This is a genomic window from Gilliamella sp. B3482 (genome assembly GCF_026536805.1).
Taxonomy (GTDB): domain Bacteria; phylum Pseudomonadota; class Gammaproteobacteria; order Enterobacterales; family Orbaceae; genus Gilliamella; species Gilliamella apicola_E.
Window position 1 is genome coordinate 30,294 of sequence record NZ_JAFNNL010000001.1, and the last position, 20,065, is coordinate 50,358.

The following is a 20,065-nucleotide window of genomic DNA, read 5'->3' on the forward strand; positions in this document are numbered from 1 at the left end:
TATCAATCGATAAGCAAATTTAGATGGTTTATAATGCGCTAAATATGCACCTAAACATGATAATAAAAAGCTTAATACCATTGATGTAAATAACGCATCTAAAAAAAGATTGTCAAATGCATTTGTTGTTACAAAACGTAAATAAATACCGAGTAACACCAAGGCATTTAATAACAAACCCCATATAATGGATCGCATCAATATATCCTCTTGTGTTTATTCAGTAAGCACAACACAACTATCGATTTCCCAACTAAGGTTGACAATATCACCCCAAGTAGGCATACCTTTACGATAGCGATGTTCGTTTTGTAGCTGTGCAATAATTATCTGACCACTTTGCAATTTTACGTGATAAATTGAAAGATCGCCTAAATAAGCAATTTCAACAACTTCACCAGTTGCAACGTTATAGGCATCTTCAGCAATTTCATCACAAAGTTTGATTTTTTCAGGTCTTAAGGCAACTTGAATTGGAACACCTTCGACAGCGGGTGAATCATAATCAACTTTTAAAGAGTGCTTAATCATAGGACAACTAATAATTAATCCATCTTCTAATGTTTCTTGTAAAATGCCATCAAACACATTTACTGAACCAATGAACTCAGCGCTATAACGACTATTTGGATGCTCGTAAATCTCTTCAGGCTCACCAATTTGCACAAATTGACCTTTGTTCATAATCGCGATGCGCCCTGCCATTGTCATCGCTTCTTCCTGATCATGGGTTACCATTACACAGGTCGCACCAACTTGTTCTAAAATGCTAACCACTTCAAGTTGCATACGATCACGAAGTTGTTTGTCCAAAGCGCCCATCGGTTCATCTAATAATAGAAGTTTTGGTCTTTTGGCTAGACTTCTTGCTAAAGCAACGCGTTGTCTTTGACCACCAGATAATTGATGAGGTTTACGTTTACCAAATTGCTCCATATGCACAAGCGCTAACATCTCTTCAACACGCTGTTTAATGTCGCTTTTAGCTAATCTATCTTGTTTAAGACCAAAAGCAATATTTTGCTCAACCGTCATGTGAGGAAAAAGAGCATACGATTGAAACATCATATTAATTGGACGATTGTAAGGAGGAACTTGCGATAAATCCTTACCATCTAAAATAATTTGTCCGGATGTTGGTTGTTCAAACCCTGCAAGCATACGCAATAAGGTCGATTTACCACTACCCGATGCACCTAATAAGGCGAAAATTTCCCCATCATAAATGGTTAAATTTACATCATCGACGGCATAATAGTCGTCATTAAAAACTTTAGTTAAATTTTTGATCTCCAATAATGGAGTTATCATCTTTTTTTTAGGCTGTACCTGATTTGTTGTTTTATCGTTCACACTTTTTTCCTCATAACAACAAGCCAAAAAAAACGAGACGGAAAGGTTATTAAACCTCTCCGCCTAGAATATATAAGTCAATAATTTGACGTTCAAACGGTTATTTACCCGTTTTAAGTTTTGTCCATGTGCGAGTAATCACACGTTCGAGCTTAGGATCTTTTACTGTAAGGGTAAATAATTTTTCCATAACTTCTGGTTTTGGATAAACCGCAGGATCATTTTTCACTGCTGGTTTTACAAACTGATCGTTAGCCGCTTTATTTGCACTAGCAAAGTTAACATCATTAGTTACCTGTGCAGCAATTTCTGGAATCATAACGAAGTTTAAAAACTCGTGAGCTTCATCAGGATTAGCTGAATCTTTAGGAATAGCAAATGTATCAAAAAATACTAATGCACCTTCTTTAGGAATATGGTAGCCAATATGCACACCATTATTTGCTTCGTTAGCTCTGTCACGAGATTGTAATATATCACCTGACCAACCTAAAATTACACAAATATCACCGTTAGCTAAATCAGTTATATATTGTGATGAATGGAAATAACGAATATTTGGTCTTACTTTTTCTAACAACTCGTAAGCGGCACCGGTATAATCTTTCGCATCAGTACTGTTCGGATCTTTACCTAAATATTTAAGTGCACTCGCAAAGATTTCAGTTGGAGCATCTAAGTAAGCAACACCACAATCTTTAAGTTTTTCCATATTTTCAGGTTTAAAGACTAGATCCCAACTATCAACTGGAGCATTATCGCCAAGACGTTCTTTAACTTTATCAATGTTATAACCAATACCTGTCGTCATCCATACATAAGGAATTGCATATTTATTATCAGGATCATGGTTTGCCATTAATTTCATCAAATTAGGATCAAGATTTTTCCAATTTGGTAATTTACTTTTATCTAATGGCAGATAGATATCAGCTTTGATCTGTCTTGCTAAAAAACTATCAGAAGGTGAAACTACATCAAAGCCAGAATGACCGGCCATTAATTTACCTTCAAGTGCTTCATTAGAGTCATAAACATCATAAACTAATTTGATACCAGTCGATTCTTGAAAATCAGTGATAGTATCGTTACCAATTTGACCTGCCCAATTATAAAAATGCACAACGCGATCTTTAGCTATAGCAGATTGAGATAATGCTAGTGAAACACCAGCTATGATTGAAAGAATTGTTTTACGTTGAGTAAACATGCTCACCACTTCTCCTCTAGTTAGGGATATTACATGTTAGACACAAGCCCATTGTGAAACACAACGGACCCCCAAATTTTACCATTATCTTAATTAACGGCGAAACCGAGGTAATCAGGCAATTACGAGTCATTAATTGAATTAATGAACAAGTAGAGCTAACCTTGCATTACGAGGGATAAAATACCTTTTTTTTTACAGATGTCTACATAAAAAATCAAATAAACTTAGATTAAGGACCGAATGACTATATTTTAATCAATCAGCCCTTTGTTAGCGAGCTATTAACAATTAATTAACGTTTTTTATTCGGCAGTGGCTTGCAAAACTTTTGAATCTGGTTGCCAAATTCTATATTTAACTGTTACATCGTTTGGTACATAAAATACCAATGGTAACTGACTGTTATAATTTAATAAACCTAAATTATGTCTGATTGTAACGAACTGGTTTTTGTTAGCACTTTCAGGGCAAGCCATCATGGTTGAAAGCGTTCCTTTAACTTCTTCAACTTCGTAATAAGAATATCCCCATCCTTTAAGCTCTTTTTCTTTAATTACCCCACCTAAATTATGTGCATTACAATCTACATTCATATCTTTACCAACTAATATTTCTACTTTTGCGTTAGCTTCATCTTTTAAGCTAGGAAGATGAATCACATAACGCGTAGCACCGACTTTAGCGTTAGGATATGGCGCGATTTCATTCAATTTTTGCGCAACTTGAGGGACTTTTTGTGTATTTGCACACGCTGATAATGTTACACCCATCAAAACTAACAACATTAATTTTTTCATTTTATATCTCCAAGAAAATTGTCTAATTGATACGACATCGTATGCTTTTCAAAACATAATGCGTATAATAACATTGTCTAGATTAAAGAATATGAGGTAAAAATGCCAGCAGAAAAAAAAACCGATGATTTACTAAAGCTAATTTTAAATCTATTACTGATAGGTTTACTTATAACAGTAACTTATCGAGTGATAGAAGTATTTTTGTTTGGCTTTTTTTGGGCCGTTATGGTGGTTATTGCTACTTGGCCATTAATGATAAAAATCCAACAAAAGTTGTTTAATAAACGTTGGTTATCACTGTTAGTTATGGCATTAATATTGGCATTTGTTTGTGTCATTCCTTTTCTTCTCATCATTAGTAGTGTCGCTCAAAATGGGCATTACCTTATCGAATGGGTTAGAAACCTATCTCATAGAGAATTACCTACTTTTGACTGGTTAATAAACGTTCCTATGTTTGGTGAGGAGCTACACCAAAAATGGCTCGAAATTATTAAAACCGATGGGTCGGAATTAGTATCTGATATTCAACCCTATATTGGTACAATGATTGGCTGGCTATTAGAACAAGTCACCAACATTGGCGTTTTCATATTCCATGCTGGTGTGATGATTATATTTAGTTTATTGCTATTTCTTAAAGGTGAAAGCATTACTAAATATGTTTATGTTTTAGCTAATCGTTTATCTAAACAATATGGAACAACTACCGTTACATTGGCTGGTCAATCTATACGAGCGGTTGCATTAGGCGTGGTTGTCACCGCCATTACATTAGCTTTAATTGGTGGCTTAAGCTTTATTATTACCAAAATGCCATTTCCAGGCATATTAACCCTCGTTTTATTCATCTGCTGTGTTGCTCAAATTGGACCAGTTATCGTAATGATTGGCTGTATTATTTGGCAATTTTGGGATGGTCATATCGTATCAGGTATTGTATTAATTGTAGTTGCCATCATATTAACCACACTAGATAGCGTAATGCGAGCATATTTGATAAAAAAAGGGGCCGATCTACCTTTCTTACTTATACTTTTTGGTGTAATTGGAGGTATTCTGGCTTTTGGTATTATGGGACTATTTATTGGTCCAGTCGTTCTGGCATTAAGCTATAAAATTATTCAAACTTGGGTTAATGAACAATCTTAAATATTGAGTTAATAGACTGAATAAAAACAGATTAATTTAAACATAGGATAACCTATGAAAAATAGGAGTGTTATTTTCTGACATAAATTGTGATATTCTACACTTTGTGTCAGTTTTAATGATATTTAAATCATGCGAATACCATTTATTAAATACAACCATCAAAAGCATCTAAATGAATTAGCAAAACTTCAGCAAAATGCTGAGCAATATCATATTGTATACGATCCAAAATCTTATCGAATTACATTGCTTGAGCATATCATGAAAGCTAAGCACCGTATCTACATTGTTGCACTTTATTTAGAAAAAGATGAAGCCGGCCGTGAGGTACTTGATGCACTTTATCAAGCAAAAACCGCGCGCCCAGATTTAGATATCAAGATTTTTGTTGATTGGCATCGTGCTCAACGTGGACGAATAGGTGAAGATAAAGCCCAAACGAATGCTCGGTATTACTATGATCTAAAACAGCAACATCCAAATATTGATATTCCTATTTATGGTGTCCCCGTTAATCGCCGTGAAGTACTTGGTGTACTACACTTAAAAGGTTTGATCATCGATGACACCGTGATTTATAGTGGTGCGAGTATCAACAATGTATATTTACATAAACTAGATAAATACCGCTATGACAGATATCACTTTATAACCAATAAAGCGCTATCTGACACCATGGTCAATTACGTCAATGACAATTTCCTTTCTGCTGAAGGTGTGCAACGTTTAGATGTTAGTGAACATAAAACTCGCAAACAAATTAAACCAGAAATTAAAGCGTTACGTCAAAATCTTACCGACGCAAATTATCAATATGTGGCAGATACGGATAATGATACATTATCGGTCTCTCCAATAGTTGGTCTTGGGCGAAATAATCAGCTCAATAAGGTCATTCACCATTTAATAAATGTCACCGAACAAAAAATTATATTTTGTACTCCGTATTTCAATCTACCCAATATATTAGTGCGCGATATTATTCGTCTCCTAAGAAAAGGAAAACAAGTTGAGATCATTATTGGTGATAAAGTTGCTAACGACTTTTATATTCCAGAAGATCAGCCATTTAATATTTCCGGTGGGCTACCCTATTTATATGAAATCAACTTAAGACGCTTTGTTGAACGCCTTCAAAATTTCATAGACAAAGAACAGTTAATCATTAGGTTATGGAAAGATGGCGATCAAACCTATCATCTAAAAGGTATTTGGGTCGATGATAGTTGGATGATGATCACAGGTAATAATCTTAATCCTAGAGCATGGCGTTTAGATCTGGAAAATGCAATATTAATCCACGATCCAAAACACGAATTACAAAAACAAATCAAACAAGAACTCGTCGCAATTCGAGAAAAAACGACTTTAGTTACACATTTTCAACAAATTCAAGCTAGCCTGTTCTATCCCAAAAATGTACATAAATTAATTAAACGATTAAGCCGAATTCGGGTTGATAGAATTATTAAACGCTTATTATAATTAACAAAGTGATAATAAATAGCTACATTGTTACAAATAGCTTATATACAACTTAAATTTTATTTAGGTTCAACACCATTCTAGCATTTGAAGCACTAGTAGCAATAATATCAATGACACCAGAGCGAAGCGCACCTAAAATTGCTGTCGCTTTAGTGTTTTCTGATGCAATGGCAATAACACAAGGAATGTTACGTAGCTCATCAATACTTAAACCAATTACCCGATCATTCATGGTTGTATCAACAGGATTGCCATTGATATCAAAAAAACCATAACCTGCAATATCACCAACTACGCCTTGATTCAAAGTAGCATATGTGACTTCTTGCGGGGTAAACCAGCCTAACTGTACCATGTAACAGTTTTCATTCATATCACCAATACCAACTAAAGCAATATCAGCTTTACTAGCGCGTTCGATCGTATCTTTAATAACCCGATTTTGCATAAACGCACGTTTCAGTTCACGATTCTCAACATAAGCTGGTGCATACAAAGTTTCGCTACTTGCGCTAAATTTTCTCGCAAGGCTACGGCTGATATGATCGGCATCAATAATCTCTCCAACTCGCTGAGTACCACCAATACCACAGATAAATTTACATTGTTTTTCAGGAAAAACGCCTACATGACTAGCAATTGCAGCCACATTACGCCCCTGCCCAACCGCTACCGTCATACCATTTTTCAAAGTACTGGATAAATAATTTGAAACAAGTGCCGCCACTTGTCGTCGTTGCTCATCCTCATCTTGGTGATCTAAAGCAATTAACGCTCTTTTAATACCGAAATTATTAACGAATTGCTGCTCAATACGCGAGCTAAAAATCGGGTGATATTTGACATTAATCTCAACAATCCCCTCCGCTCTCGCTTTTTTTAGCAAACGCCCTACTTTAATACGTGAAAGACCAAATCTCTTGGCAATCTCTTCTTGCGTTTGTTCATACTCATAGTAGGCAACGGCAATTTCAGTAAGTAGTTCTGACTCTTGTTTATCTTCAAATATATCCATTAGGCTTGCCTTTCATTATTAGCTTAGCTGATTGTTAATATATTACAAAAACCGCTAGCTTGCCATTCTCCATGTTGAATAAATGATTTCGCAATGTTTGGCTTGTCGATTAATAATATTTGATTTTCGAAATTTATACTATCTTTATCAAGCCAAATTAGGTGATTAAAATTATTATCATTTTAATCAATACAAAACATAATTTAGCATATATATTTTTTCTTCATTAAATAGATCTTGTTCGGTAATGGCAAATTGGTTGATGAGCTATTATGACTTAGCTAACTAGTATTTTATAAAAAGAGAATAAAGCTACCTTCATTTATATAACAACGGCTTGAGCTTAGACATCATTTTTCTTTAGCTCGCTCATCAGTATATATAAATGGAGTAAAATTAGATTTTAATAAAAAAATTCGCTTTTTTAAGTTCAAAAACCCCGTTCCTCAACTTTTTTTTCATAGTTAAAGTATTGTTCGGTAATGGAAAATTGGTTGGTGAGCTATTATAACTTAGATAACTAGTATTTTATAGAAATAGAATAAAGCTACCTTCATTTATATAACAGCAGCTTGAGCTTAGACATCATTTTTCTTTAGCACGCTCATCAGTATATACAAATAGAGTAAAGTTAGATTTTAATAAAAAAATTCACTTTTTTAAGTTCAAAAACCCCGTTCCTCAACTTTTTTTCATACTAAAAAGGTTATCATACAGATTAATCAAACCCATGCGATGATTATCACATGGGCCTATATCTAATCGAATTTATGCGTTCTTACCAAGTTTCTTTACAAACTTCAAACGTTACTGAGAAAGGTGCACTAGGCCAAGGATTGTTATAAGCTTTAAAAATTCCACCATTTAACATAAATACAGCACGATGTACTTTTCCTTGCGGCTCCATAGTAAAATCAGAAACCCATGCAAGCCGTTGGTTAGTACCAGTAATTATTGCACTGGATGTAGGAAAATCAGATTTAGGATAATAATCAATAGCTAGCTGTCCCCATTCACCGTTTAAACCACCATTCATTTTTCTGGTCATCGCATTTCCGGTTTCTATAAAACTTGCGTTAGTATTTGGGTTGGTTGCTTGAGCCGTATTAACCCAGTCAGTAAGCGTTAATTGATTTTGAATTCCTCCACAAAGATCATCTGAATATGTTAATGTCTGTTTTCCGGGTTTTGCCCAGAAATTTAAATCACTCCAAAATACAATCATATCAGATTGCCCGGTTGCATCTTTAGGCCATGCAAAAATTTGGATGGTTCTTTTTTTAGGTTTGCCATTAAAAGTTACAATACCAAGTTTATCAATTGAGATATTATTATCATCTGTTGAAAACAGATAATCTTGTTGTTCATTACTCATCCAAAGTTGGAATGATGCTCCTTTAAATGCAGTATGAGGAAAACGATTATTATGCCCAGCACTGGTATTAAGTAAAAATCCTAATTCAGGATGCCACTCATTTTTATTATAACCACCTCCATGTTTTGGATTAGGTGTAGGATCTATTGATGCTCCCCAACCATAACCACTAGGAGTGTCATTATTATATTGAGTCCAAGACCATATATTTTTATCCATGGTTGGATAAGTCCGAGCATAACACACTTGATTAATTTTGGATTTAAAATAATATGTTTTAAAAACATCGTTATAAATATGTTCTGACTCATTTGGCAGACCATATTCTGTTTGCACTTTTATATTCTTAATTGAAAGCTCCAATTTATAAGGTGCTTTGCAGGGATCTATTTTTTTAGTTAACTCATTTTCAGGTACTTTTTTATATTCCCCTAGCCCATTTTTATTACCACCAGGAACACTATAATACCAAGTAGCCGTTAATACGCCATCAGGAATACCTGTATCTCCATCTTCATCAAAAATACTGATATTGAGATTATTGGCGATATCCATCAAATTAACATCGTGACCATTGGCCTCAATAACTTTTTTTACTTCATGTGAACTCTCTTTTCCTTGAATTACCCAACTTATTTGGCTAAGAGTGGTATCCGGTTCCAATTTAAAATCGTTAATATCACTTTCTGAAGTGCGTAACCGACCATCAGGCATACTAACAACACTCAATTTTTCCTTAAAGCCAGTTGAATCAACCATTTCATCATTGACCGCTATCATTGGTGAATTACCATGAATCAATTGAGTCGTTGAGACGGGTAGTAATGCATTAATATTATTAACTAATGACAATAGTAAAATGCCCAATAAATAGTTTTGTTTATTTTTTAATACTTTATTGCCTAATATAGAAATTGAATTAAAGTATCCACTTTTTAATATTGCTAACCAGTTCAAGGTAAATCTCCTTTTTATTAACATGCTGTTGCAAATAAATATAAAAACACTCCTTTATATGTCCACTTTTGATACACTACCTCAAACAGCTAAACCGAATATAACTCATACAGTTTGTTATTATGAAATTGTTCTTTAAAGATCAGACATTAAAGCTATTAAATTTTAAAACGATCAAATTATTGATCGAAATTATCAATCAATCAATAATAATTTAATCAAATTAATCTATTGAATATGCAAGTTAAATTTCTGAAGTATGAAATATGATAAAAGTTGATTTAATATACAATTTCATATAAAGACTATATTTATATGATTAATATTGATTAATATTAATTAATAAGAAATTTTTATAATAAAATTATGTGTTAATAAAAAATTAGAAAATTTTTAAGAATGGTTAAGAAAGAATAATTTTAACTATTTGATCAATAGACTAAATAAAAGATAATTTTTAGTTAATCAAAGATCATTTTGCAAATATCGATAAAAAATAATTTCAAATAGAGTTAATTAATTAAAAACGATTAATTAAATAAATATAGAAGAGTTATTAGAATTTTAAATCAGTTGCATTATGGGTTAAATAAACAGTTTTACCAAGTAGCTATGAAGTATAGCTACTTGGTGAGAATTAAATATTAAAAATTAATTTCTGTTCCAATAAAGTAACGACGCCCTTCTAATGTTTTACCAAAGTCATCGTTTGAAACATCTTTGTCAAACAAGTTATAAACGCCACCATATACTTTAGCATTTTTATTTATTTGGAAAGACGCACCAACATCCCAGAAGGTATAGCCTGGATATTCAATTTTCTTACCACTGCGATCTGTGGTAGTTTCTACCCCGTAATAAGCAACCTTAGTCCATAAATCCAACTCTTGAGTGAGATTCCAATCAAGTTGAGTATTGAATTTTTGTTTTGGTGTACGGTTTAAAGGGTTACCCTTATTTTTACCGGTTTTTTGCTCTGTTTTGATCCAAGAGTAATTAGAACTTAATACGAAATCAGTAAACAATGGTGTTTTGAATGAAAGCTCAAGACCTTTAAGATCGGCTTTATCAACATTTTCTCGCCCTTGAACAAAATCAAATTTTTCCCTATAACCAGAAATTTGACAATTTCTTGAACCAGCTGCACCACGACAAATATAATAAGATTGGATCTTATCTTTATATTTTGTATAGAATGCCGTTGCAGAAGCATCAATACCATATTCATTGGTATAACCGACACCTATTTCGAATTCATTTGTTTTTTCTGGTTTAAGATCTGGATTACCCATTATCATCCCTTTATTACCCGTTCCAGAACCACCAGTAACTTGACCCCAGTCAGAAACAACTTGACGCAGTTGAGGCGTCGCAAATCCAGTTGAATAGCCACCTTTTAAAGTAAAGTTATCATTAATATTCCAGACACTATAAATCCTTGGATTCCAGTTATTACCATAGTTTTCATCTTTATTATAGCGAAGACCTAATGTCATACTCCAATTGTCTAAAATACTTAACTCATCCTCAGCAAACAACGCATAGTTCCAACGATCGATTTTGGTTAAAGTTTTCTTTAACTGGTTGCCTTTATCATGAAGTTCTTGATAAGTATATTTACCACCGATAGTTAACATATTGATTGAAAATGGAATTGTCATACGTGAGTCAACATCAGTATTACGAATTTTCATTTTTCTTTCTGGATTATTATTGTCTTCATGAGCAATAAAAGATGTCGTTGATACATCACCAAATAAACCATTATGAGTTAACGCATAAGAGTTTCGGCGATTATCTCGATTGAAATTACCACGACTAAGAGGTCTTGTTTTTCCTGCTGATGCATTACTATTTTGTCTAGAGCGACCAAAATCTAGATCAAATTTTTGTGTGTCTGAAGCATTAAGCGATAATTTTCCATTTATACTACGTAATCTTTGTCCGGAATGGCCATTCAAAAATGTATCTTCATGACGCTTACTATATTGACCATATAATTGAATCCCCAAAATATCATCAATAATTGGTCCCATAGTTGAAAAACTACCTACATAGGTATTTTTTTCATCTGAACGATAAGGCATGATTGATTCAACTCGAATACCGCTATGCCATTTATTTGAAACTTTTTTAGTAATGATATTGACAACCCCACCCATAGCATCTGAACCATATAACGATGACATTGGTCCTCGGACAACTTCAATACGTTCTATAGCAGTTAAAGGCGGTAACCAGCCTTGTTCAAAACCAGAATTATCACTATTAGGTCTGGTTTCACGAGTGCTAACTTTTTTACCATCAATTAATAATAAAGTATATTTGGCATCCATACCACGAATACTAATATCAGTTGAATCACCGCCACCAGTTATCGTGACACCTGGAATATCCTTAAGCGCATCAGTCACATCACGATAAGGTTTTTTGCTGATTTCCTCTGGCGTGATTACCGAAATTGTTGCTGGAGCTTCTTTAATTTGTTGAGAAAATCCTGATGCTGTCACCACCATAGTATCAGTATTTTTATCAGTGTCTGCTATCGCTAAACCAGATAATGATAATAAAATACTTGTATTTATGACATGTGTTGCCAGTTTAATTTTAGTATTCATGTTTTATAACCTTATTATTTATATTGATATTTTGCAAAGCAAGCCGTGCGTTACAATAACCTACGTGAGAATAATTATCAATAACTTTTCGATAATAATTATCAATATCTTTACGAAAAATTATTTATATCTAGACATTTCACATCATTTAAATAATAATGGTTATCATTTTCATCAAACCAAAAGGTATCAATATGAATAAAAAAATATTATTAAGCACTCTAATAGCTTTTACTTTAGGGTTATCAGGTTGCCAATCATCAATCACTGTGAATCCAGATAATAAACAAACCGTTGTTGTTCCTAAATCACCAAGTAAAGTGGTAGTAATGAACTATGGTGCTTTAGATACCTTAGATGCATTAGGTAAAGGTTCTATTGTTGTAGGAACACCTCTTTCCGTTCTTCCCTCTTATCTTGAAAAATATAAAAGTGTCTCTGATACAGGTAGTATGAAAGAACCAAGCATCGATGCAATTAAACAAGTTAAACCGCAACTTATCGTTATTGATGGTCGTCAAGCTAGTCGAACTGAAGAATTATCGAAAATTGCACCAGTAATTAATTTAAGTGTTGACGCGAAGAATTATCTTGAATCAACTAAAAATCATATCAATGTTCTAGCAGATATAACTGGAACTGAAAAGAAAGCTGAAGATTTGATTCAATTGCTTGATACAAAAGTGACCAACGCACAAGCTGTTGCACAAGCGAGTCACAAAAAAGCAATAGTTGCTATTCATAATGATGGAAAAATGATTCTTATTAATGGCAGTTCAAGCGCAGCATTAATTCATGATGTGTTGAAAGTAAAACGGGCTGTACCACTAACACCACAGCCTAGTGGTAAACCTAAACCAACCTTTATTGATAACAGCTATATTAGTAAAGTAAAACCTGATATTGTTTATGTCGTTGACCGAAGTAAAGCTATTGGTCAATCAGCAATGAAAAACGACTTTTTAAATCCAAAAGTATTAGCGAAAAGTAAAACTGAGGTTATCTATTTAACACCAGATCTTTGGTACTTATCGGGTGGTGGTGCCGAAAGTTTGGATCGTCAAATTGATGAAGTCATTAATGCATTGAAATAATTTTTTATCATAATGTAGGCCCTTATTTCAGTAAGGGCTTGTTTCTCGTTTCTCTCCATATTCATCACTGCAAATTAAAAATTTTTATTTCGACTAATTTAATTATGTTAGAATGCTCACCTATTATTTTAATCTAAATGAATAAACTTTTAGATTCTCGATAAATACCTCAATAAATTTTAAATTACTATGAATATGTCATCCCCTACTATTGGATTCGTGAGCCTTGGATGTCCTAAAAATTTAGTTGACTCTGAGCGAATTTTAACTGAACTACGTACTCAAGGTTATCAAGTAGTGCCAAGTTACGACAATGCTGATTTGGTTATTGTTAATACTTGTGGCTTTATTGATAGTGCTGTACAAGAATCATTAGAGGCCATCGGTGAAGCCCTTAATGAAAATGGCAAAGTTATTGTGACAGGTTGTCTTGGCGCGAAAGAAGATCAGATACGTAATGTTCATCCTAAAGTCCTAGAAATATCAGGACCTCATAGTTACGAAGCTGTTCTTGAACATGTTAATAAATATGCACCAAAACCTAGCTACAATCCATTTACAAGCCTTGTACCGGAGCAAGGAGTAAAATTAACACCTAAACATTATGCTTATTTAAAAATTTCTGAAGGTTGTAACCATAGCTGTACATTTTGTATTATCCCATCATTACGTGGTGAGATGGTTAGTCGTCCTATCGGTAATGTTCTTGATGAGGCAAAACGTTTAGTCGATAGTGGCGTAAAAGAGCTTTTAGTTATCGCACAAGATACGTCTGCTTACGGTATCGATGTAAAAAATCGTACAAACTTTTGGAATGGTATGCCATTAAAAACTGATATTCATACCCTTTGCGAGCAATTATCTACCCTTGGTATTTGGGTGCGTCTACATTATATGTACCCTTATCCAAGTGTCGACAATTTGATTCCATTAATGGCTGAAGGAAAAATATTACCTTATCTAGATGTCCCTTTACAACATGCTAGCCCTACCGTTTTAAAATCAATGAAACGCCCAGGTACAATTGAAAGAACCTTAGAGCGAATTCATCATTGGCGTGAGATTTGCCCTGAAATTACCTTACGTTCAACGTTTATTGTTGGCTACCCTGGTGAAACTGAGAAAGATTTCGAACTATTACTCGACTTTTTATCTCAAGCGCAATTAGACCGTGTTGGTTGTTTCCCTTATAGCCCAGTGGAAGGTGCTGCTGCAAATCAATTAGCTGATCAAATACCAGAAGAAATAAAGCAAGAACGCTTCCACCGTTTTATGCAATTACAACAATCGATTTCAACACAGAAACTTCAAAATAAAATAGGTAAAACATTATCTGTATTGATTGATGAAGTTGATGAAGAAGGTGCTATTGGGCGAAGCATGGCCGATGCGCCAGAAATAGATGGTGTTGTCTATCTAAATGAAGAAAAAGATGTTAAAGTCGGCGATATTGTTCAAGTAAATATTGAACATTCAGATGAATATGATTTATGGGGTACTGTAAAACAGTAAATAAATCCAATGAAGCAACATTATCGACACGAAATAAAAAACTTAGTTACGTTAGCAATCCCAGTCATGATTGCACAGATATCTCAAACCGCGATCACGTTTGTTGATACCATTATGGCTGGTAACTACAGCAAAACAGCGCTATCGGGCGTAGCCATAGCTGTATCAATTTGGTTGCCTACTATTTTATTTGGACAAGGCTTATTAACGGTATTAACACCGATAATTTCCAATTTAAATGGTGCGGCTAAACGTGAACAAGTTGCTGATCAGACTCGTCAAGGTGTTGTGATTGCTTTAATCTTATCCATAATCATGATGCTAGTTTTGTACAATTCGGACAAAATAATTAGTTTTAGAAGCTCAGCTGACCATCCAATCGATCCAGAAATGGTTGATGTAGCGGTATCATTTTTACGCTCAATCATGTGGGGCGTACCTGCTTTCTTGCTATTTTTAGTTTATCGTAATCAATGTGAAGGTTTATCTAACACAAAGCCTGCTATGGTGATTATATTTATTGCATTACTTGCTAATATCCCCATTAATTATGTTTTAATTTACGGTAAATTAGGATTGCCAGCATTTGGTGGTGTAGGTTGTGGTATTACCGCAGCAATAATCTTTTGGTTAATGTTTGCTTTAATTCGTATCTATACCTTAACGACAACTACTCAACGGGATATTCGTAAAACACCACTAACAAAACTGATTGATTTTGCTATCATCAAAAAAATAGTTGTATTAGGAACTCCCCTTGCTTTAGCCTATTTTTTTGAAATGAGTTTGTTCGCGGTAGTTGCATTACTTATTGCACCACTTGGTCAAATAACTGTTGCTGCACATCAAATTATCTTCACGATTAGCAGTTTAACGTTTGCAATACCTTTATCTTTAGGGGTAGCAACTAGTATTAGAGTTGGTTACCTATTAGGTAAAAACAAACCCATATTGGCCAAACAAACAGCTTATGTAAGTTTAGCCATATCATTCATGATAGCCGTAGTGGTAGCATTAATTCTGGTGATATTCAGATCACCAATTATTAACATATTCACCCATGAGATTGATGTTATCACTATTTGCCTACAACTTATTATTCTACTCGCTATCTATCAAGTATCTGATTACTTGCAAGTTGTAGCAAGCAATGTATTACGTGGTTATAAAGATACTAAAAGTATATTTTTTATTACGCTTATCTCTTATTGGGTAGTAGGGTTACCAATTGGATATATCTTAGGATTAACCGATCTTGTCATAAAGCCAATTGGTGCTGCCGGTTTTTGGATAGGAATTATTTTAGGGCTAGCTGTAGCAGCGTTCTTACTTATCGGAAGAATGATCTACATTCAAAAACAACCGCAAGATATCATACTGAAAAGAGCTTCACGATAATAAAAATTTCTCGCCAGATTTATCAATAAACAAAGTAAGTTTGGCAAAATTTTATCTAAAATTGTTAATATCTATACTTAATCTAACTTAATAAATATAAAAGTCATAAAAGAAACTAAATTATAAATAAATTTATATTGCTTAAAATTTAATTACTTATATAATTTTGACCTCTTCAATGGATTGTTATTAATATAAATTTGTAATGTTAAAAAAAGAATTACTATCGCATGTTATTTGTATTTGTCTTTCAGTAGTATTGGTTTACTTATTAGGTTACCCGCTAAGATTTGATAGGATACTTCTTACTTATTTTTCTCTAATTTTTTTAGCTAGATTCACTTTTTTCCGTTTCTTATTCGGATTAACATTCGTCATAGCTGCACTTTATTTTCCAATAGGATTTTACTATGGATATCCCAATGTTGCTGTAGTCAGTGCCATATCAGAAACTGATATCGATGAAATGCAAGAATTCTGTTCGCAATTACCTCTCTATTTTTATTTAATACCATTGCTATTAGTAATTTTCTTTATTCTTTTTTTTAAAAAGTTTAGATTTCCTAAAATAAAAAATTATTATGTTATTGCACTAGCATTAATGATTTGTTTTTATAAACCGGTTAAAAGTGCCATCAAATATCAGCCAACTACTTTATCTTCGATAACAACTTTAATAATAGATAATTTCAAATATCCCGCATTTGAGTTTTGCTTCGATTTATATTCAAGTGCAAAAATATATCAGACTGAAAAGGCTGAACAACTTAGACAAATACAACAACCCAATACAATACCCATTGTTTCTGTCAATCCTAAACATAAAACCTATATTATTATCATTGGTGAAAGTGTTCGTAAAGATTACATGAGTGCTTATGGCTTTAAATATAATAATACTCCTTTCACCAATAAAAATGCCTCAGTGATTTGGGATGGATTAATTGCTCCTGCATCAAATACCCAATCCTCTATTCCACATTTAATTAGTCAGTCTAGCTATTTAGATGATAATGAAGTCAATGCTCAATTAAATAATAATATTATTGCTATTGCTAATGATGCTGGATTTGAAACCTATTGGCTATCTAATCAAGGAAAACTAGGTAGAATGGAAATAACTGTACCAAGAATTTCCGCTTATAGTAAAAATATCTTTTACACTAAAAAAGGTGAGTACAATGGTAAATCAACTCGTGGTAAATATGATACTTTACTACTACCAGAATTAGATTCCTTATTATCTAAAAAACAAGATAAACCAAAACTCATTGTTATGCATTTAATTGGTTCACATCCTCATTTTTGTAAAAGATTACAATTTGATATTCAGTTCGATCTCAATAATGAAAATATATCTTGTTATGTCAGTAGTATTAAAGAAACCGATGACTTAATAAAATCTACAATTGATATATTGAAAAAGCACAATGAAGATTACTCTGTAGTCTACTTTGCCGATCATGGGCTTTCTCACGCTGAGAAATATCAAGATTTAAGACATAATTGGGAATACCAAAATAGTTATCAAGTGCCATTAATATTTTTTGATTCATCAGAAAAGAATCAAATTAAAATCAATAAACAAATTACCGGGTATCAATTCGTATATCTACTAAGTCATTGGATGGGGATTGATTTAAACGTTCATCATGATTATATGCAATATAATCTGATTGATATCCCCGAACAAAAAGATATTCAAATTAAAGATTGGAAAAATAAGTTATATCCATTTGATAATTTGAAGAAAGATCCTAATCCGTATTAATCATTGACGTTTCCTGATTAAAATTAATTCACCATCACTAAATTAATAGTGATGGTTTTTCAAAATTTGTTGAATCAAAAATAATAATTATTGTCTACAAAATGGATAAATTCCTAGCTATTATTCAAAACAAATATCATCACCAATATTTAAATCATGAAAAAAGGCAAAAAATATAAAATACAAATATAAAAAAACTTCGCTAAAGTTATTAGCGAAGTTTTATTTTGTTAATGAAACTATGATTTATTTCAATAGGCTTTTGGCTTGGTTTAAAACATTTTCAACCGTGAAACCAAACTTAGCAAATAGTTGTTCTGCTGGGCCTGATTCACCGAAGGTTGTCATACCAATGATTTTGCCGTTTAAACCGACATATTTAAACCAATAGTCACTAATACCAGCTTCGATAGCGATGCGAGCTGTTACTGAAGATGGTAATACTGATTCTCTATAAGCTTGATCTTGCTTATCAAATGCATCAGTTGATGGCATTGAAACAACTCTTACTTTTCTACCTGCTTCGGTTAATTTGTGATAAGCCTCAACAGCTAGCTCAACTTCTGAACCTGTTGCAATAAGGATAAGTTCTGGCGTACCGCTACAATCATTTAAGATATAACCACCACGGTAAACATTAGCTAATTGCTCTGCTGTACGCTCTTGTTGTTTAAGATTTTGTCTTGAGAAGATAAGTGCAGTTGGACCATCTTTTCGTTCAACCGCATATTGCCAAGCAATGGCTGATTCAACTTGGTCACAAGGACGCCAAGTACTTACATTTGGTGTCACGCGTAAGCTTGCCATTTGTTCTACTGGTTGGTGTGTTGGGCCGTCTTCACCCAATCCAATTGAATCATGAGTATAAACGAATAAAGAGCGAATCTTCATTAATGCTGCCATACGTACTGCATTTCTAGCATATTCCATAAACATCAAGAAGGTTGCACCATAAGGAATAAAGCCACCATGTAAAGAAATACCATTCATAATTGCTGACATACCAAACTCACGCACACCATAATGAATATAGTTACCAGCAGGGTTGGCTAAAATTTCTTTAGAACCAGACCACATGGTTAAATTACTTGGCGCTAAGTCAGCAGAACCACCTAAGAATTCAGTTAATACTGGAGCAAATGCTTCAATTGCATTTTGTGACGCTTTACGAGTTGCAATTGTTGCTGGATTTGCTTGTAATTTATTAACAAAATCTTTGGCTGTTTGTTGCCAATTACTTGGTAAGTCGCCATTCATACGGCGTTTAAATTCTTTCGCTAAATCAGGATAAGCTTTAGCATAGGCATCAAAACGAGCATTCCATTCATCTTCGCGTTGTTTACCTTTAGCTTTTGCATCCCATGCATCATAATATTCTTTAGGAATTTCAAATGCAGGATGAGACCAACCTAATGCTTTACGTGTTGCTTCAATTTCAGCATCACCAAGAGGAGCCCCGTGACTTTCATGGCTACCGGCTTTATTAGGCGAACCAAAACCGATGACAGTTTTACACATTAATAATGATGGTTTATCAGTTACAGCTTGTGCTTGTTCGATAGCTTCAGCTAACGCTTTCGCATCATGCCCATCAATACCGCGAATCACATGCCATCCATAAGCTTCGAAACGTTTAGCAGTATCATCAGTAAACCAACCTTCAACTTCACCATCGATTGAAATACCATTATCATCGTAAAAAGCGATAAGTTTGCCTAATTTAAGGGTTCCCGCTAAAGAACAAACTTCATGAGAGATCCCTTCCATCATACAGCCATCACCCATAAATACATAAGTATTGTGGTCAACAATTGTATGGCCAGACTTATTAAATTGAGCAGCTAATGTTCTTTCAGCTATTGCCATACCCACTGCATTAGCAATACCTTGACCAAGTGGACCTGTTGTGGTTTCAACACCTGGAACATGGCCAAATTCAGGGTGACCTGCTGTTTTAGCATTTAATTGACGAAAGTTTTTTAAATCATCAAGCGTTACGTTATAACCAGTCAAATGTAACAAGCTATAGATTAACATTGACGCATGACCGTTGGATAACACAAATCGGTCACGATCTGCCCAATTTGGATTGGTTGGATTATGTTTTAAAAATCCACGCCAAAGTACTTCAGCCATATCAGCCATCCCCATTGGTGCACCTGGATGACCTGATTTTGCCTTTTGCACGCCATCCATACTTAATGCTCTTATCGCATTTGCTAATTCGCGGTGGGATAGTGTGGTTGCATTCATGATAATGATCTCCAAAAAATATTTAATAATTCATTGATAGTCTGCGATCAGCAGACAAATAAA

General features: G+C 33.8%; 13 protein-coding genes. 6 read left to right on the forward strand and 7 right to left on the reverse strand.

Translation table 11 applies throughout. The annotated features are described in order from the left end of the window. Nucleotides 1-216: 216 nt before the first annotated feature. The 3 genes from potG to eco all read right to left on the reverse strand — a co-directional run bounded on the left by potG (nt 217) and on the right by eco (nt 3,363). Nucleotides 217-1,353, reverse strand: coding sequence for a putrescine ABC transporter ATP-binding subunit PotG (gene potG, locus J3U18_RS00270; protein ID WP_081299544.1), 1,137 nt, complete (start codon nt 1,351-1,353; stop codon nt 217-219). 100 nt (nt 1,354-1,453) lie between these two features. Next, a complete protein-coding gene (locus J3U18_RS00275; protein WP_065734484.1) occupies nt 1,454-2,563 on the reverse strand; it encodes an extracellular solute-binding protein in 1,110 nt (369 codons plus the stop codon). A gap of 305 nt (nt 2,564-2,868) precedes the next feature. Then, nucleotides 2,869-3,363: a serine protease inhibitor ecotin gene (gene eco, locus J3U18_RS00280; protein ID WP_065563276.1), complete on the reverse strand. Its 495-nt coding sequence runs from the start codon at nt 3,361-3,363 to the stop codon at nt 2,869-2,871. 102 nt (nt 3,364-3,465) lie between these two features. On the opposite strand from eco, the gene ydiK reads away from it, so the two are divergent. Both ydiK and pssA read left to right on the forward strand, forming a co-directional pair. After that, complete coding sequence (gene ydiK, locus J3U18_RS00285; protein WP_065563275.1) at nt 3,466-4,518, forward strand: AI-2E family transporter YdiK; 1,053 nt, start codon at nt 3,466-3,468, stop codon at nt 4,516-4,518. Between the two features lie 132 nt (nt 4,519-4,650). Next, nucleotides 4,651-6,006: a CDP-diacylglycerol--serine O-phosphatidyltransferase gene (pssA, locus tag J3U18_RS00290; RefSeq protein ID WP_267338432.1), complete on the forward strand. Its 1,356-nt coding sequence runs from the start codon at nt 4,651-4,653 to the stop codon at nt 6,004-6,006. 52 nt (nt 6,007-6,058) lie between these two features. Here the strand turns inward: pssA and J3U18_RS00295 are convergent, their stop codons facing one another. The 3 genes from J3U18_RS00295 to J3U18_RS00305 all read right to left on the reverse strand — a co-directional run bounded on the left by J3U18_RS00295 (nt 6,059) and on the right by J3U18_RS00305 (nt 11,974). Then, nucleotides 6,059-7,024: a sugar-binding transcriptional regulator gene (locus J3U18_RS00295; protein WP_065563273.1), complete on the reverse strand. Its 966-nt coding sequence runs from the start codon at nt 7,022-7,024 to the stop codon at nt 6,059-6,061. Between the two features lie 778 nt (nt 7,025-7,802). Then, nucleotides 7,803-9,356 (reverse strand): hypothetical protein, encoded by a 1,554-nt coding sequence (locus tag J3U18_RS00300; protein ID WP_267352630.1) that lies wholly within the window; start codon nt 9,354-9,356, stop codon nt 7,803-7,805. A gap of 644 nt (nt 9,357-10,000) precedes the next feature. Next, on the reverse strand, nt 10,001-11,974 hold the full coding sequence (locus J3U18_RS00305) for a TonB-dependent receptor domain-containing protein (protein WP_065561712.1): 1,974 nt from the start codon (nt 11,972-11,974) through the stop codon (nt 10,001-10,003). 194 nt (nt 11,975-12,168) lie between these two features. On the opposite strand from J3U18_RS00305, the gene J3U18_RS00310 reads away from it, so the two are divergent. The 4 genes from J3U18_RS00310 to J3U18_RS00325 all read left to right on the forward strand — a co-directional run bounded on the left by J3U18_RS00310 (nt 12,169) and on the right by J3U18_RS00325 (nt 17,749). Beyond that, nucleotides 12,169-13,068 (forward strand): siderophore ABC transporter substrate-binding protein, encoded by a 900-nt coding sequence (locus J3U18_RS00310; RefSeq protein WP_267352631.1) that lies wholly within the window; start codon nt 12,169-12,171, stop codon nt 13,066-13,068. A gap of 195 nt (nt 13,069-13,263) precedes the next feature. Beyond that, nucleotides 13,264-14,580 (forward strand): 30S ribosomal protein S12 methylthiotransferase RimO, encoded by a 1,317-nt coding sequence (gene rimO, locus J3U18_RS00315; protein WP_065561714.1) that lies wholly within the window; start codon nt 13,264-13,266, stop codon nt 14,578-14,580. Between the two features lie 9 nt (nt 14,581-14,589). Further along, entirely contained in the window at nt 14,590-15,978 is a 1,389-nt protein-coding gene (locus J3U18_RS00320; RefSeq protein ID WP_065561715.1) for an MATE family efflux transporter, read from the forward strand. A 205-nt stretch (nt 15,979-16,183) separates the two neighbouring features. Further along, complete coding sequence (locus J3U18_RS00325; protein ID WP_267352632.1) at nt 16,184-17,749, forward strand: phosphoethanolamine transferase; 1,566 nt, start codon at nt 16,184-16,186, stop codon at nt 17,747-17,749. Between the two features lie 246 nt (nt 17,750-17,995). On the opposite strand, the gene tkt is transcribed toward J3U18_RS00325, so the two are convergent. Beyond that, complete coding sequence (gene tkt / locus J3U18_RS00330) at nt 17,996-20,002, reverse strand: transketolase (protein WP_267331393.1); 2,007 nt, start codon at nt 20,000-20,002, stop codon at nt 17,996-17,998. Nucleotides 20,003-20,065: the final 63 nt, after the last annotated feature.

What these genes read in the sequence shown, in the direction of transcription:
- J3U18_RS00295 (WP_065563273.1), bottom strand. Translation starts at nt 7,024, where the DNA reads ATGGATATATTTGAAGATAAACAAGAGTCAGAACTACTTACTGAAATT.
- rimO (WP_065561714.1), top strand. Translation starts at nt 13,264, where the DNA reads ATGTCATCCCCTACTATTGGATTCGTGAGCCTTGGATGTCCTAAAAAT.
- J3U18_RS00275 (WP_065734484.1), bottom strand. Translation starts at nt 2,563, where the DNA reads ATGTTTACTCAACGTAAAACAATTCTTTCAATCATAGCTGGTGTTTCA.
- tkt (WP_267331393.1), bottom strand. Translation starts at nt 20,002, where the DNA reads ATGAATGCAACCACACTATCCCACCGCGAATTAGCAAATGCGATAAGA.
- eco (WP_065563276.1), bottom strand. Translation starts at nt 3,363, where the DNA reads ATGAAAAAATTAATGTTGTTAGTTTTGATGGGTGTAACATTATCAGCG.
- J3U18_RS00320 (WP_065561715.1), top strand. Translation starts at nt 14,590, where the DNA reads ATGAAGCAACATTATCGACACGAAATAAAAAACTTAGTTACGTTAGCA.
- J3U18_RS00325 (WP_267352632.1), top strand. Translation starts at nt 16,184, where the DNA reads ATGTTAAAAAAAGAATTACTATCGCATGTTATTTGTATTTGTCTTTCA.
- pssA (WP_267338432.1), top strand. Translation starts at nt 4,651, where the DNA reads ATGCGAATACCATTTATTAAATACAACCATCAAAAGCATCTAAATGAA.
- J3U18_RS00305 (WP_065561712.1), bottom strand. Translation starts at nt 11,974, where the DNA reads ATGAATACTAAAATTAAACTGGCAACACATGTCATAAATACAAGTATT.
- ydiK (WP_065563275.1), top strand. Translation starts at nt 3,466, where the DNA reads ATGCCAGCAGAAAAAAAAACCGATGATTTACTAAAGCTAATTTTAAAT.
- J3U18_RS00310 (WP_267352631.1), top strand. Translation starts at nt 12,169, where the DNA reads ATGAATAAAAAAATATTATTAAGCACTCTAATAGCTTTTACTTTAGGG.